Origin of the sequence: Streptomyces sp. NBC_00727 (genome assembly GCF_045161745.1) — a bacterium.
Lineage (GTDB): Bacteria > Actinomycetota > Actinomycetes > Streptomycetales > Streptomycetaceae > Streptomyces.
The window spans coordinates 6,355,055-6,369,541 of the sequence record NZ_CP108981.1; the positions used below are offsets into that span (position 1 = coordinate 6,355,055).

At 74.6% G+C, this 14,487-nt stretch carries 11 protein-coding genes; 4 read left to right on the forward strand and 7 right to left on the reverse strand.

Features of this window, described 5'->3' with window-relative positions; all coding sequences use genetic code 11:
• Positions 1-76 precede the first annotated feature (76 nt).
• Positions 77-1,417: a 6-phospho-beta-glucosidase gene (locus OG242_RS28690; RefSeq protein WP_405900904.1), complete on the forward strand. Its 1,341-nt coding sequence runs from the start codon at positions 77-79 to the stop codon at positions 1,415-1,417.
• Here OG242_RS28690 and OG242_RS28695 read toward each other — a convergent pair.
• The 7 genes from OG242_RS28695 to OG242_RS28725 all read right to left on the reverse strand — a co-directional run bounded on the left by OG242_RS28695 (position 1,414) and on the right by OG242_RS28725 (position 12,655).
• Positions 1,414-3,456: a hypothetical protein gene (locus OG242_RS28695; RefSeq protein WP_405900905.1), complete on the reverse strand. Its 2,043-nt coding sequence runs from the start codon at positions 3,454-3,456 to the stop codon at positions 1,414-1,416. The genes OG242_RS28690 and OG242_RS28695 overlap by 4 nt on opposite strands.
• Positions 3,453-4,631: a VWA domain-containing protein gene (locus OG242_RS28700; protein WP_405900906.1), complete on the reverse strand. Its 1,179-nt coding sequence runs from the start codon at positions 4,629-4,631 to the stop codon at positions 3,453-3,455. Before OG242_RS28700 ends, OG242_RS28695 begins: the two co-directional genes overlap by 4 nt.
• Positions 4,628-7,114: a DUF5682 family protein gene (locus OG242_RS28705; protein ID WP_405900907.1), complete on the reverse strand. Its 2,487-nt coding sequence runs from the start codon at positions 7,112-7,114 to the stop codon at positions 4,628-4,630. The genes OG242_RS28700 and OG242_RS28705 overlap by 4 nt, the downstream gene beginning before the upstream one ends.
• Positions 7,114-8,253: an AAA family ATPase gene (locus tag OG242_RS28710; protein ID WP_405900908.1), complete on the reverse strand. Its 1,140-nt coding sequence runs from the start codon at positions 8,251-8,253 to the stop codon at positions 7,114-7,116. Before OG242_RS28710 ends, OG242_RS28705 begins: the two co-directional genes overlap by 1 nt.
• Positions 8,250-11,624 carry a DUF4132 domain-containing protein gene (locus tag OG242_RS28715; protein ID WP_405900909.1) on the reverse strand — a complete coding sequence of 1,125 codons (3,375 nt, stop codon included), beginning with the start codon at positions 11,622-11,624 and terminating at the stop codon, positions 8,250-8,252. Before OG242_RS28715 ends, OG242_RS28710 begins: the two co-directional genes overlap by 4 nt.
• A gap of 138 nt (positions 11,625-11,762) precedes the next feature.
• Positions 11,763-12,203: a hypothetical protein gene (locus OG242_RS28720; protein ID WP_405900910.1), complete on the reverse strand. Its 441-nt coding sequence runs from the start codon at positions 12,201-12,203 to the stop codon at positions 11,763-11,765.
• Positions 12,197-12,655: an ATP-binding protein gene (locus tag OG242_RS28725; protein WP_405900911.1), complete on the reverse strand. Its 459-nt coding sequence runs from the start codon at positions 12,653-12,655 to the stop codon at positions 12,197-12,199. Before OG242_RS28725 ends, OG242_RS28720 begins: the two co-directional genes overlap by 7 nt.
• A gap of 205 nt (positions 12,656-12,860) precedes the next feature.
• Between OG242_RS28725 and OG242_RS28730 the strand changes: the two genes are divergently transcribed.
• The 3 genes from OG242_RS28730 to OG242_RS28740 are packed head-to-tail and all read left to right on the forward strand — an operon-like array spanning position 12,861 to position 14,469.
• Entirely contained in the window at positions 12,861-13,721 is an 861-nt protein-coding gene (locus OG242_RS28730; protein WP_405900912.1) for a helix-turn-helix domain-containing protein, read from the forward strand.
• On the forward strand, positions 13,721-13,957 hold the full coding sequence (locus OG242_RS28735) for a DUF397 domain-containing protein (protein WP_405900913.1): 237 nt from the start codon (positions 13,721-13,723) through the stop codon (positions 13,955-13,957). Before OG242_RS28730 ends, OG242_RS28735 begins: the two co-directional genes overlap by 1 nt.
• A 56-nt stretch (positions 13,958-14,013) precedes the next feature.
• A complete protein-coding gene (locus OG242_RS28740; RefSeq protein WP_405900914.1) occupies positions 14,014-14,469 on the forward strand; it encodes a YchJ family protein in 456 nt (151 codons plus the stop codon).
• Positions 14,470-14,487 lie beyond the last annotated feature (18 nt).

Here is a 14,487-nt window from a genome sequence, read left to right on the forward strand (position 1 = left end):
CCGCTCCGCGCCGGGGCCCCGCGGACCGACGAAGATCCAGCGGGCGGCCCCCGGGCTCCACGTACCATGCGGAAGCGTGAAGCTGACAATTCTGGGCGGCGGCGGATTCCGGGTTCCACTGGTGTACGGGGCGCTGCTCGCCGACCACGCCGAGGGCCGGGTCACGGCCGTCACCCTGTACGACACGGACACCGACCGGCTCACCGCCGTCGCCCGGGTCCTCGCCGAACAGGCCGAGTCCATCCCGGACGCGCCCGCCGTCCGCGCCACGACCGACCTGGACGAGGCCCTGCGCGGCGCCGACTTCGTCTTCTCCGCGATCCGCGTCGGCGGCCTCGCGGGCCGGGCGGCCGACGAACGCGTCGCGCTCGACGAGGGCGTCCTCGGCCAGGAGACGGTCGGCGCCGGCGGCATCGCGTACGGGCTGCGCACCGTTCCCGTCGCCGTCGACCTGGCCCGGCGCGTCGCCCGGCTCGCCCCGGACGCCTGGGTCATCAACTTCACCAACCCGGCAGGCCTGGTCACCGAGGCGATGGCCCGGCATCTCGGGGACCGCGTCATCGGCATCTGCGACTCACCGGTCGGCCTCGGCCGCCGCATCGCCCGCGTCCTCGGCGCCGACCCGGACCTGGCCCGCGTCGACTACGTCGGCCTGAACCACCTCGGCTGGGTGCGCGGGCTGTACGTGGCGGGCCGTGACGAACTCCCGCGCCTGCTCGCCGACCCCGGCCTGCTCGACTCCTTCGAGGAGGGCCGGCTGTTCGGTGCCGACTGGCTGCGCTCGCTGGGCGCGATCCCCAACGAGTACCTGCACTACTACTACTTCAACCGCGAGGCCGTCCGCGCCTACCAGGACGCCGTGCAGACCCGGGGCGCCTTCCTCCGCGAGCAGCAGGAGGGCTTCTACGGCCGGATGAAGGACCCGGCGACCCCCGCCCTGGCCACCTGGGACCGCACCCGCGCCGAGCGGGAGGCGACCTACATGTCGGAGAACCGGGACGTCGCCGGGGCGGGGGAGCGCGAGGCGAGCGACCTGGACTCCGGCGGCTACGAGCAGGTCGCCCTCGCCCTCATGCGGGCGATCGCCCGCGACGAGCGGACCACCCTGATCCTCAACGTCCGCAACCGGTCCGCCCTCTCGGTGTTCGACGCGGACGCCGTGATCGAGGTGCCGTGCCTGGTCGACGCCAACGGCGCCCGTCCGGTCGCCGTCGACCCGCTGCCGTATCACGCGGTCGGCCTCGTCACCTCGGTGAAGGCCGTCGAGCGCGCGGTGCTCGACGCGGCGGCGAGCGGATCACGCGCGGACGCCGTCCGGGCCTTCGCCCTGCATCCCCTGGTCGACTCGGTCTCCGTCGCCCACCGGCTGCTGGACGGCTACACGAAGGCGCACCCGGGGCTGGCGTACCTGGGCTAGCCCGGCGGTACGGCGCCCTCCGCCGCGAGGAGTTCGCGGCCGGCCAGGATGTGGAGCTGGGCCTCCAGCCAGGCGGCGGGCGCGGCTGTCGCGTCCGCCGCCGGCGCGTCCCGTGCCGCCGACAGCACGGCACGCAGCAGGGCCGCAGCACGCCCGAGCCCTGTCCGGTGCAGGGCGGTGGCCGCTTCGCCGATCCGGTGCAGGGCCGCGACGGACGGCCGGCGCAGCCCGCCGTGGGCCAGCGCGGCGAGGGCCGCCACCGCCTCGTCCAGCGCGGCCGTCAGCGGGCCCGGGGCCCGCTCCGCCATGAGGCCCAGGCCGTCGGCTCCGTCGCCCGGTGCCAGGTCGGGCACGGTCACCCCGGTCGGTGTGAGCACCGCTATGGGGTCGATCCGCAGGCCGCCGCCCTCCCGGACGACCTCGCCGCTGACATGCGTGGGCCCGCTCCGCAGGGCGTCGGCCAGCGCGTCCAGCGCCCCCGGGCACTGCGGCCGGTACTCGGAGGACAGCACGGCGCGGTTCCCCGCCGCGTCGCGCACCACCGCCTCCAGGCGCTGTTCGCCCGGGTCGTAGCCGATGTCCTCGACCTCGGACAGGGCGACCACCCGGACCCCCTCGGCCGCCACCCGGGGGCGGATCAGCCGGGGCGGCCTGCCCTCCCACGAGGCGGCGAGCGCGGCGAGGTCCTCGACGAGCAGCGGGGCGGGCAACCGGGTCCAAGAGCGGCCGACCGGTGTGACGGCGGTGGCGCCCAGCCGGCCCCTGGAGATCGTCAGCGTGCGGGCCGCGGTGCGCCGGACGCTCTCGCTGACGAGGCTGCCGGTCGCGAGCGCCCCGAGAGTGGTGGACAACAGCCGCCGTCCCACGAGGGCGTGGCCGGTGGCCGCGTCGTCCCACCGTTTGCGGAGGACCAGGACCGTCCCGGCGTCCGGGTGGGCGAGATGGACCTCGGCGACGAGGGACTCGGCGGTGCCCCGGACCCGGCAGCCGAGCGCGGTCAGCCGGACCCGGCGCAGGGGAGTGTCCGCGGCCTCGCCCGTGCCCAGCGCCCCGGGCACGCCCGAGGCCAGCCGCCGGGCGTGGACCTCGGTGAGCAGCGCGGCGACCAGCTCCGGCCGGTGGGCGGCGCCCCGCTCGGCGTACGCGGTGAGCTGATCGACGAGTTCGGCCAGCGCGGCGGCGGGCCAGTGCAGCGCGTCGGCGGCGAGCACGTCACGGGCTCGCGCCAGTGCCCCGGTCAGGACGGGGCCGGCCTGGGCGGCGCCCTCCAGGAGCAGTTCGTCGACCAGGGCGGCGGCGGCGTCCAGGCCGGTGAGCGCGGCGGGGGACGCGCCGGCCTCGGGTGGCGGACCGTCGTCCTCCGCCGCCGCACCCGCGGAACCGCCGCCGCCCACCCGTACGATGACGGAGGGCTCCGCCGCCCCCGCCGCGTCGGCGGCGCGGAAGGCCCAGACGGCGAGCGCGACGACCTCGGCGCGCAGCGCGGCGGAGGCGTCCGTGGTGGCGTAACCGATCTCGTCCGGGACCGGGAAACGGACCGTGCAGGACGGCAGTTCCACCCACGGCTCGGGGCGTTCCGGGGTCGGCCGGTGCACCACTGCGGAGTACCCCTGCCCCAGGACGCGGCGCGCGGCCGCGACCGGGCGCGCGCCCAGCGCATTCGCCAGTGTGTCGTCGTCGAGGGCGCCCGGGGACCAGTCCGCGGGCGCCGTCCCGGCAGGGGCTTCGGCCGCGCCGCGCCGGTACGCGAGGACGAGCGCGACGAGGTGGCGGCACACGCCCGTCGCGGCGCACCCGCAGGTCCCGTCGTCCAGTCCGGCGCCGGCGGGCAGCACGGTGGCCGTGCCGTCGGGGAAGACCGCGCGCACCGTCGCGTCGGTGTCGGTCGTCAACTCCGGCGCGAGGCCCGCGTCCAGGTCCTTCGCGGCGCGTTTGACGAGGCCCCGGTTGGTGAGCGCGGCCAGCGCCTCCGGGGTGAGGGCCAGCAGATCGGGCCTGCCGGTGGAGTGCGCGGCCGAGGGCGCGGTTCCCGCCGTCACCGTCCCAGCCTCTCCGCCACGAACTCCGCCAGCCGGCCCGGCGTCATCGCCCCGATGTGCGCGCCCGCCTCGGCGAGCCGCCCGGCCAGCTCCCGGTCGTAGTCCGGGTTCGCGTCCTCGTCGAGGGCCGCCAGCCCGAGCACGGTGGTGCCCTGTTCCACGAGCGCGCGCACGGTGCGGTGCAGCCGGTGGGCGTCGCCGCCCTCATAGAAGTCGGTGATCAGCGCGACGATCGTGCGGCGCGGGTTCTCCACGAGGTCCGCCGCGTAGGCCACGGCCCGCGCGATGTCCGTACCGCCGCCGAGCTGCACCCGCATCAGCAGCTCCACCGGGTCCGTCACATCGGCCGTCAGATCGACCACGTTGCTGTCGAACGCGACGAGGTGCGTCTTGAGGCCGGGCAGCCCCCACAGGCAGGCGGCCGTCACGGCGGAGTGGATCACCGAACCGGCCATCGAGCCCGACTGGTCGACGAGGAGGATCAACTGCCACCGCGTCACCTGCGGCCGCGTACGGGAGTGGAAGTGGGGCCGCTCGATGAGCAGGCGCCGCTCGTCGGGCCGGTAGTGCGCCAGGTTGGCCCGTACGGTCCGGTCGAAGTCGAAGTTCCGGGCGAGCGGGGTACGGCTGGGGCGGCGGGAACGGGTGCCGTGGAAGGCCCGCCGGACCTCGGGGCGCAACCGGGCCAGCAGTTGCGCGACGACCGATTCGACGATCCGCCGGGCCGCGCGCAGCACCTGCGGGTTCATCAGGTGCTTCGTCCGCAGCACGGCCCGCAGCAGCGTGGCACTCGGTTCGACCCGCTCCAGCACCTCCGGATCGGTGACGATCTCCTGGATGCCGTACCGCTCGACGGCATCCCGCTCCAGCCGCTCGACGGTCTCCTTGGGGAAGAGCCGGTGGATGTCGTCGAGCCAGTCCACGGCGGTCACCGGGGAAGGGCCGGTGCCGCCCGTGCGCGGGGCCGCCCCCGCGCGCCGCACGCCCCGCCGGGCCAGGTCCGGGTCACGTCCGTAGAGCCAGTTGAGCGCGGAGTCCTGGCCGGCCCGTCCGGGGCCGAGCGGACCCGTGTGCCGCTCGGCGGGTGAGCCGAGCACGAGACGCCACCGTTCCAGACCGGGGTCGGGTCCGGGCGCGCCGTCAGCGCCGGGTGCGGGGGTGAGGGGCCCGGTCACGACGGGGTTCCTCCGATTCCGTGGCGGTCGAGTCCGTAGCGGGCGAGCAGGCCGGTCACGCGGTCCTCCAGGGCTCCGGCGCGGGCGATGAGCAAGGGGTCTGCGGTCGTCCGCAACAGGGCGCGCGCCGAGCCCCGCAGGCCGCGCCGCGCCAGCAACTGCGCGGCGATCCGCTCCCGTTCACGCGGCGGGAAGAACGCGAAGGCCTGACGCAGGGCGGGCAGCCCGGCAAGGAACGCCGACTCGGGCAGTCCGCACAGCACGTCGTCCAGCACCCCGACCAACGAACCCGCCCCCTCCGGTACGGGGTGCGCCCCGTCACCGGTTCCGCCCTCCGACGCACCGCCCGCGTCCGTGCGCACCCCGGCCGTCACCTCGTCCCGCGCCACGGCGAAGAGACCGGCCAGCCAGTCGCCCAGGGCTTCCACCCCCGACAGGGCCACCCCCCGCACCGCGTCCGCCGTGCCGTCCGAGGCCCCGGCAGGATCCGCCAGGACGTGGTGCAGCCCGAACGCGGCGCCCCGCACGTCGAACGGCGCCCCGGCGTCCCGGCCGACGCGGCGGGCGACCGCGGCCGCCGCACTCCGGTCCAGCCCCGACACGCCCGGAGCGTGCCGCAGCGCGTCCCGGACCGCGACGACCGCGCGCAGGCGGGGCAGGTCCACCCCGCCGGGGCCCCGCGCGCCCTCCAGGAGCCACAGCAGCCGGTCCGTCGCCCCGCCGATCACGGCGGCGAGCAGAGGGTCACGGGCCACCCCGTACACCCGGTCGTGGCGCCAGAGGCCCAGCGCGGTCGACAGCACCTCGCCGAGCGGTCCCGGCTGGGCCAGCACGCCGACCCGGGCGCCCAGTTCGGACAGGAGGTGCGCGGAGAGGCCGCTCACCCCGCAGAGCACGGTGTCGAAGAGGGCGGCGGCCAGCGCACCGGCGTCCGTCTCCTCACTGGCCCGCTCCGCGAGCACCGCGGCCGCCGCCTCCGCCAGGGTCGCCCCGTACGCACCCGCCTCGACCAGGGCCGCGTCGCGGCCGTCCGCCGGGCGGGGCTCCCAACGCTCCGTGAACACCGGGTCGACGCCGTGGGCGGGCCCGGCCGTCCGTTCGTACCCGGGCACGCCCAGCACCCGCAGGCCGTGGAGCGCCCGGCTGCGCTCCAGGTCACCCGGGTCCGCGAGGTCGAGGCTCGGGGCGCGGGCCGGGTCGCCGGACAGGCCGAGCCGGTCCAGCTGGGCCGCCACGTCGTGGACGAGCGGCGGGGCCGGTGTGCCGGGGTGCAGCCGTCCGGTGCGCGCGCCACCGCAGGCCGCGAGGATCTCGACGACCACGGGGTGGGTGCCCGCGCGGAGCGCGCCCCGGACCGTCCACGGCAGCGGGCCGTCCAGGTCGTCGGTGATCAGGGCGCCCGCGAGGCCGTCCAGCACGTCGATCCGGGCGGTCCGGGGGTGGCCGCGCAGGGCGGTGAGCCCCTCGGTCAGGCTGCGGGCGGCGACGAGGTCCGCCGTCGACACCGGGACCTTCCGCGCCCGCAACCGCTCGACGACGGTCCGCAGCAGCCGGTCCGCCGCCTCCTGCGGGCCCCGCTCCCAGACCTCCTGGTAGAAGCCGGGGGACGGCATCCCCGACTCGTACCCCGCGAAGGCGTCCAGCCGGCGGAACGAGTACGGCACGAGGAAGCTCCCCGCGTCCGCGCCCGCCGGAGGCTCCGGCACCAGCGGCCAGCCGTCCGCGCCGAGTTCGAAGCCCGGTACCGCGCCGTGCTCCACGTCCGGCACTGCGTCGTGCTCCACGTCCCGTACCGCGCCGAGCTCCACGCCCGGCGCCGCCTCGCGCACCGCCTCCGGGCCGCCCGTCGAGACGAGCCTGCGGAGGGCCGGTTGATGGAAGCCGCCGGTCACCACCAGGACGGGGCCACCGTCCGCCGCGGCCACCGCCGCTCGCACCCACGACGCCATGTACGCCTCGCGCGCCCGGTCCCCGGCGTCCGCCTCCGCGTCCCCGCGGACCAGCGCGAAGTAGGCGTCGAGCCGTTCCGCGACGCCCTCGTCCGGCTCGACCTCGAAGAGGCGGTCCCACAGCGCGTCCGGGGAGTCCACCGAGAACTGCTCGCAGAGCCGCTCGGTCGCCCGCGCGTACCGGACCTCCGCGTCGGCGTACCGGTTGGTGCGCTCGGCGAACGCCGGGTGCCAGGCGGGCAGGTCGATGAAGCGGACCTCCGCTCCCGCCGCCCGGCCCGCACGCAGCGCCACCCACTCGGGGGAGTAGTCGCACAGTGGGGCCCAGGACGTCGCGGCGCGCCGCCCGTCGCGGTAGTGGCTGAACACCGCGACGGGCAGCTCGTGGCCGAGGAGGAGCTCGTCCAGACGGGGGTTCATCTCGGCCGGTCCCTCGACCAGGACGTGTGCCGGCCGGAGTTCCTCGATGGTGCGCTCGACGAGCCGGGCACAGGCGGGGGAGTGGTGGCGGACGCCCAGGAAGACGGCGGTCATCAGTCGTCCAGCAGATGGCGCGCGTCGTACAGGGCCTGCCACTGCGGGGTGCGGCGGCGTCCGGCCTGCTGTTCGAGGTAGCGGCGGAGCCGGGCCAGGTCCTCGGGGCTGTCCTTGGCCGCCGTGCCCGCGAGGCAGGCGACGACATCGGCCGCGTTGCCCGGCTCGCCGCGCAGGTACCAGCCGCGCACCCCGACCGCATGGGCGACCGAAACCGCCTCCGCCGTACTCATGACCGCCGTGGACCGGTCGCCGCCCCCACCGTGGCCGTCCTTGGCCCCGGCCCCGGCGCGCAGTTCACGGAAGGTGCCGACCAGGACCTCCAGCACGTCCCGGTCGGGCGGCGGCTGCACGCCCGAGCCGGTCAGCAGCCTGGCCACCTCGGCCTCCACCAGGTCCAGTTCGGTGTCGAGGTCGGGGATCGGGAAGACGGTCTCGAAGTTGAACCGGCGTTTGAGCGCTGCACTCATCTCGTTGACGCCCCGGTCCCGGGTGTTGGCGGTCGCGATGACGTTGAAACCCTGGCGGGCGAAGACCATGCCGTCGGCGCCGGGCAGCTCGGGGATCGCCACGACCCGTTCCGAGAGCAGGGACAGCAGCGAGTCCTGGACCTCCAGCGGGCAGCGGGTGATCTCCTCGAAGCGGACGAGCCGCCCCTCCGCCATGCCGCGCAGCATCGGCGCGGGCACGAGCGAACGCGTTGAGGGACCTTCGGCGACCAGCAGCGCGTAGTTCCACCCGTACTTGATCTGGTCCTCGGTGGTGGCGGCCCCGCCCTGCACGGTGAGCGTCGAGTCGCCGCTGACCGCGGCCGCGATCAGCTCGGACAGCAGGGACTTGGCCGTGCCCGGCTCCCCGACGAGCATCAGACCCCGGCTGGTCGCCAGCGTCACCAGCGCCCGGTCCACGAGCGACGGATTGCCGACGAACTTCCGGCTGATCCCCGCCTCCGGGTCGCCGACGACGAAGCGCCGCGCCGCGCGCAGGCTCAGCTCCCACCCCGGCGGCCGGGGATCGCGGTCCCCGGCCCGGAGCGCGGCCAGCTCGCCCGCGTACCGCACCTCGGCGGGCGGCCGCTGCACCGGCGCCCCCGCACCGGCCGCGCCCGGTCCGGCGGGGGCCTCGTCCCGTACGGTCATGACGCGGCGCCCTCGGTGAGCGCGGCGAGGTCGGCGAGCAGCTCGGAGGCCGTCACCGCGTCCAGCTCGCCGAACCGCAGGTCGTAGGTGCGGCTGCCCCAGTAGTCGGAGGGCCGGCTGTCGAGCCAGACGGTCTCCAGCACCTGTTCGGGGTACACGTCGACCATGCCGACCGCGATGCCCCCGCCGAGGGCGATCACCAGGTGGAGGTCGTCGCCCAGCGGCTTGGAGATCCAGCGTTCCACGCCGTTGTCCTCCGGGTTCCCGCGCTGCCAGCCGAACCGCTCCAGGCCGAGGACCTTGCCCGTGGGCACCTCGAACCCCTCGAAGCGCCCCAGGCGGTGGCCGGCGGCCTCCTCGTCGGTCAGCGCGAACACCGGGCGCCCGAGCTGCGGGAACGGCTGAAGGATCTCGTAGTCCGCGAACACCTCCGACCAGGCGGTCACCGCCTCGCCCAGATGCAACGGGTGCGCCAGCCGCACCGCCGCCCCGGCGGGCAGGTCGAAGGCGTCGTCCTCCCTGTCGGCGAACGTCCGGTCCTCCGCCACCCGGAATGCCGTGGTCACCCCGTCGGCGTCGCTCAGCCACACCAGCCGGCGCACCAGGTGCCACATCAGCGGGTGGCCCACGAACAGCTCGGTGAACTCCCGGGCCGTCCAGGAACGGCCCGCCACCATGGCGGCCTCCAGCCGGCGGACCTGGTCGGAGGCGAGCGTCCGGACCTCCTTCTTCAGGGCCATGAAGCGCTTGCGTTCGGCCGGTGCCAGCTCCGGGTCGTCCTTCGCCCCGGGCTTCGGCAGGTCCTTGCGCTGCTTGCCGTCGCTGTCCCGGACGTAGGGCCGCAGCTGCTCGTCGAAGCCCACCGTGAACGTCCGGCCGCCGTAGTCGACGACCGTGGAGCCGTCCGCGTCCAGGCCGAGGTCCGGCACCAGCCGGTCCGAGAGCTGGTCGCCCGTCAGCCCGAGACCCGCCGCCACCTCGGCGATCTTCTCGGTGGCCCGCACCTTCAGGGCCTTGAACTTCACCCGCTGGGAGATCCCGTGCAGATGGAGCAGCGCCGAGTCGGTGCCGATCACCGCGAGCACCTCCAGGCCCTCCACGGCCCGGTGATGGGCGCTCTCGCCGGGCCAGGCCCGGATCACCGGCGTCAGCCGGCGCACCGTCCCGTCGTCGCCCAGCACCCCCAGCGCGTGCAGCGCCCACGCCTCCTTGGCGGGCATGAGTGCCTGGCGCCACTGCTCGAAGAGCGCCCAGGCGAACTCGGCGGCCGAGGCCGGGTCCACCGTCCCTACCACGTCGGCGAGGCCCGGATACGGCTCGCCCGGCTTGGACAGGGCCAGCATGGTCATGAGGTGGCGGACCGACTCCTCGGGCAGCGCCCCGCCCGAGGCGACCGCGACCTGCGGCAGCAGCGCGGGGTTCGCCCAGCCCGGCAGCTCCGGCATGGTGGCGGGCAGCGCCCGCTCCAGCGGGTCGGCGGCCAGCAGCCCGGCCACCGCCTCCGCAGCCTTCTCGCCGTACCCCTCGGCGGCCTCGCGCACCACCGCGTCGCCGTGCAGCGTGGCGATCAGGAGCAGCGCCTGTTCGGCGGCCCGCCGCGCGTTACCGGCCTTGCCGACGGCGCCGGGCACCAGCAGCGGCGCGGCCCGTACCCCGTGCCGCTCGAACCAGGAACGGGTCACCGAGGCAGTGGACTTGAGCCGCACCGCCCAGTCGGCCATGTGTACGGCGATCCGGGCGTCGACGAAGGGGAGCAGCAGCGGGGCGAGCGCGCTGGGCTGGCGCGGTACGGCGCGCAGCAGCAGGGGCAGGGCGGCGAGACCGAAGCGGGCGGCCACCGGCTTCAGCGTGTCCGCGCCGTCCCACAGATCGGTGGGGTCCCAGATGTCGAGCAGGGGCGCTACCCGCTCCTCGGGCCCGTGGACGTAGATCCAGGCCGGCCGCAGGTCCGACGCGTCGAGGCCGTAGCGGAGCGACGCGAGCGTCTGCTCCCAGTCCTCCACCGGCTCCCGCCGGGTGTACCAGCTGCTGCGGGCCGCCCACTGCTCGCGCTCCCCGTCCTGCCACTCCACGGCCTGCTCGCTCTCCGCCGTGAGGCCGGCGACGACGACGGGCCGGGTCCTGGTCCGCTCCCTGGTCCACGGCGGGGCCGTCAGCACGGCCGGAAGGGCGTCGGCCGGAGCGTCCGCGACACGGTCCGCCGGCGTCAGCAGGGCTTCGACGATCTCCGCCAGGTCGGCGTCCAGCGTCGGCAGCACTGCCTCCGCGAGAGCGCGGTGCCCGGCGACGTGCGCGTGGAGCAGTCCGGATGCAGAGGTCGCCGGGAGCCCAGCCCGGTCGCGGGCGTCCGCGGCGAGCAGCCGCAGCGCCCGGGCCGGGTAGCGGCGCATCGCCTCCAGGAGGGGCGGGCGGATCTGCTTGTCGTCCGCCTGGGCCAGCAGCGCGCGGAACGCCGCGTCCGTGGGGAACTCGACGAACACATCGGCGAGCTGCCGCCTCGTCTCCGCGTAGAAGTACCCCTTCTCCAGCTCCTTGGCGAGCATCGGGACGACGGCTGTCCCGATGCCCTCGGCGGCCGTGGCGATCGCGCTCATGGTCCGGTCAAAACCGGCGGCCTTCGTGAACAGGGCGGCCTGCTCGGGCGAACCGAGCGAGCAGAAGACCAGGGAGAGGAGGCCGGAGTCGGCCGAACCCGTCGTCCGCGGGTCGGTGCACAGCTCCGCGACCCAGTCGGTCTCGCTCGGTGCCAGATAGGCCGCGACGACCTTCCGATGGGTGTCGGTGCGGCAGGCGGAAAGCGCCTCGACCGTGGCCCGGTACGTCTCCTCGTCCGCGGCGGCGAGCAGGGCCCGCACCCGGTCGGCGGCGACCCTGCCGTAGGAGGAGTACGGTTGCGTCTCCCCGTCCGGGGGCCATGCCTCCAGCCACGCGTCGTAACGCTGGGAACCGCTCTGCTTGTAGTGCGGCCGGGTCATGAACAGCTCCACCGTGGCCAGGGCCGCGAAGGGCAGCCCGTGCAGCCGCACCCAGCTGTCCGCCCAGGCGTTCCCGGGCGGCGCGTGCATTCCCGTCATCTGCGCCACGGCCGCCACACCGGCCGGTGAGGGATCCCCGTCCAGATGCCGCCGTACCTCGGCGACGAGGGCGACGTCGCTGCGCGGCGCGTCCAGGAACTCCTTTATCCACGCCTGCTCCTCGGCGGTCCGCTGCGCGACCGCGTCCAGCAGCTTCTCGTCCGCCCGGGCGGGCGTCCGCGCGATGCCCCCGCGCCGGGGATGGACCAGGCGCCGCCACTTGTCCGGCAGGACGAAGGTGTCCTCGTCGATCCCGGTCTCCCCGAACCGGGACGCAGCGTCCTCGGCAGACTCCACGGCACCCACAGGGACCGCCCCCATTCCTACCCCTTGAACCCGTATGTCACGGGCTTCTCGATCAGTGGTTCCACAGTAGAACCGACCACTGACAACGCAGGGTGACCGGGGTGGGGGAGGGCGGGACCGGCGGCCCGGTCAGGGCGCGGAGACGGCTCGGGGTCCGTACGCCTGGGTCCACGACGGCGTCACGCCGGTCACCTGGCAGACCATCAGGAACAGCGGGATCGGCGGAGTGTACGGCGTACGGCTGTCGGGCTGGTGGATCAGCCGGGGCCGCACCGCGGGTACGCACGTTCCGCGCGCGTACGCGACCTGCTCGGGCCAGTCCAGATCGAGGTCGGAGCCGGCCGGGACGATCCACCACCAGCGCTCGGCGTCCGCGAAGACGCAGCCGGTGCGCGGCAGATGGGACATCAGGCGGAAGCCGTGGCGTGCGGGCACCCCGACCGCGTCGCAGCCCAGGCTCGCCGAGAGCGTCGTGGGCAGCGGCAGCTGGACCCGGCCGGAACCGGGGGAGCCGACCGGCTCGCGGGAGCGGCGGTGTCCCAGGAAGTGGTTCATGGCGTTCTTCAGCATGAGTGCTCCGAGCCGTGCGGCAGTTCTGCCCAGACGATGCGGCCCGAGCGGTCCCCGGCGTCGTGCGATCCCCAGGCGCCGGCCAGTGAGTCGACGAGCAGCAGGCCGCGTCCGTGCTCGTCGTCGGAGCCTCTGCCCAACTGCGGCCCTCCGGGCCGGCGCCCCTGGTCCTGCACGGATATGCGCAGCCGGCCGTCCAGGCGCCGCAGTTCGCAGAGCACCCGTGAGCTCGCCGTGTGCACAACCGCGTTGGTCACCAGCTCGGACACGATCAGGACCGCCGCGTCGCGCTCGTCGCCGCTCGTGCGCCACTCGCCGAGCCGGGCCTTCGTCAGGCGCCGGGCGGCGGCGACCGATTCGGGGTGCGCGGGCAGCGCGAAGCAGTACCGGAGCGCTTCGGCCCCCGGGCTGAGAGCCATGAGCCGGGGGATGAGCGCACTGCCAGGTGCCACGACCGAATCCTCACAGTGGGGGCTGCGTCACGCTTCGCGATCTTCGAAAAGACCACGGGCACGACAGGTCAACTGATTCGGATACCAACTCTCCCCCTGTCGCGCACACTTGGCAAGAGGCACTCTGAAAATTCCAGAGTGGCTGTGTCTTTGGCGGCAGGCACATGGCACACTGCACCCAATACAGCGCATGGGGAGGTCTGAAGTGAGCGAACCGCGGTCCGCCCCGACCGTGGGCCAGGTTGTTCTCGGCAAGCGCCTGCAGGACCTGCGGGAGCGTGCCGACCTGAGCCGGGACCAGGCCGCCAAGGTGCTGCGCGTGACCGCGGCGACGGTCCGCAGGATGGAGACGGCCGAGGTCGCTCTCAAGATCCCCTATGTCCAGGCGCTGCTGAAGGCCTACGGGATCTCCGACGAGGAGAACGACGCGTTCGTCGAGCTCGCGGAGGAGGCCAACAGGCCGGGCTGGTGGCAGCGGTTCCACGACGTGCTGCCGGACTGGTTCAGCATGTACGTCAGCCTGGAGGGGGCCGCGAGCCTCCTGCGCATGTACGAGCCGCACTTCGTCCCCGGACTGCTCCAGACCGAGGACTACGCGCGGACCGTGATGCGCACCGGAGCCATCGGCCAGACCCGGCCGGAGGACATCGAGCGCCATGTGGCGCTGCGGATGGAACGGCAGTCCCTGCTGACCAGGCCGGACGCCCCACGCCTGTGGGTGGTGATGGACGAAACCGTTCTGCGCCGTCCGGTGGGCAGTGACGAGATCATGCGCGCCCAGGTGGACAAGCTCCTGGAAGCGACCACGATGCCCAACGTGACTCTGCAGATCGCGGAGTTCTCCACCGGCCACCACCCGGGGACGTACGGGCCGTTCGTGCTCTTCCGGTTCGCCGTCCCCGAACTGCCCGACATGGTCTACAGCGAGTACCTGACCGGGGCCGTCTACTTCGACGCTCGACCGGAGGTGGCCTCCTACCTCGAGGTCATGGACCGCATGGCGGCCCAGGCCGCGACTGCACAACGCACGAAGGAACTCCTCCGGGACTTCCGCAAGGAGCTGTGATGACACCCATATACAACGGCATGCCGGCCACTGACCTCGGCTCCGAGGGCTGGTACAAGCCCTGGAGCGGTGGCAACGGCGGCAACTGCGTCGAGGCCATGAAACTGGCCGACGGGAGAATCGCCATGCGCCAGTCCGCGGACCCCGACGGCCCCGCCCTCATCTACACCCACCACGAGATCGCCGCCTTCATCCAGGGCGCCAAGGCCGGCCAGGCAGACTTCCTGCTGACCTGACCCGGACAAAAGGCCCTCCGTCGGGCGAGGGCGTCCCCGCAGGCCACAATGGACGCATGTCCCGACGCACCTCCCGCTCCCGGCGCCCGTCCGCCGCGAGCTCTCGCACCACCCCAGCCCCCGAGATCAGCGCGGTTTCGCCGTGCCCCTGCGGGCTGCCCGCCGCCTACGCCGAGTGCTGCGGCCGGCTGCACGCGGGGGCTCCGGCGCCGACGTGCGAGGCGCTGATGCGGTCGCGGTACGCCGCCTTCGTCGTCCGGGACGCCGGGTATCTGCTGCGCACCTGGCACCCGGACCACCGCCCCGACGTGCTCGACCTCGACCCCGGGCAGCGCTGGCAGGGCCTGGAGGTCCTGGAGACCACGGAGGGCAGCGCCTTCCACACCACCGGCACGGTCACCTTCCGCGCCCACTGCACGGCGGGCGGGCGCGCCGGTTCCCTGCACGAGAAGAGCCGCTTCGTCCGGTACGAGGGCGCCTGGGTCTACGAGACCGCGGTCTTCACCGACTGACAGCCTGATCGCGTACGG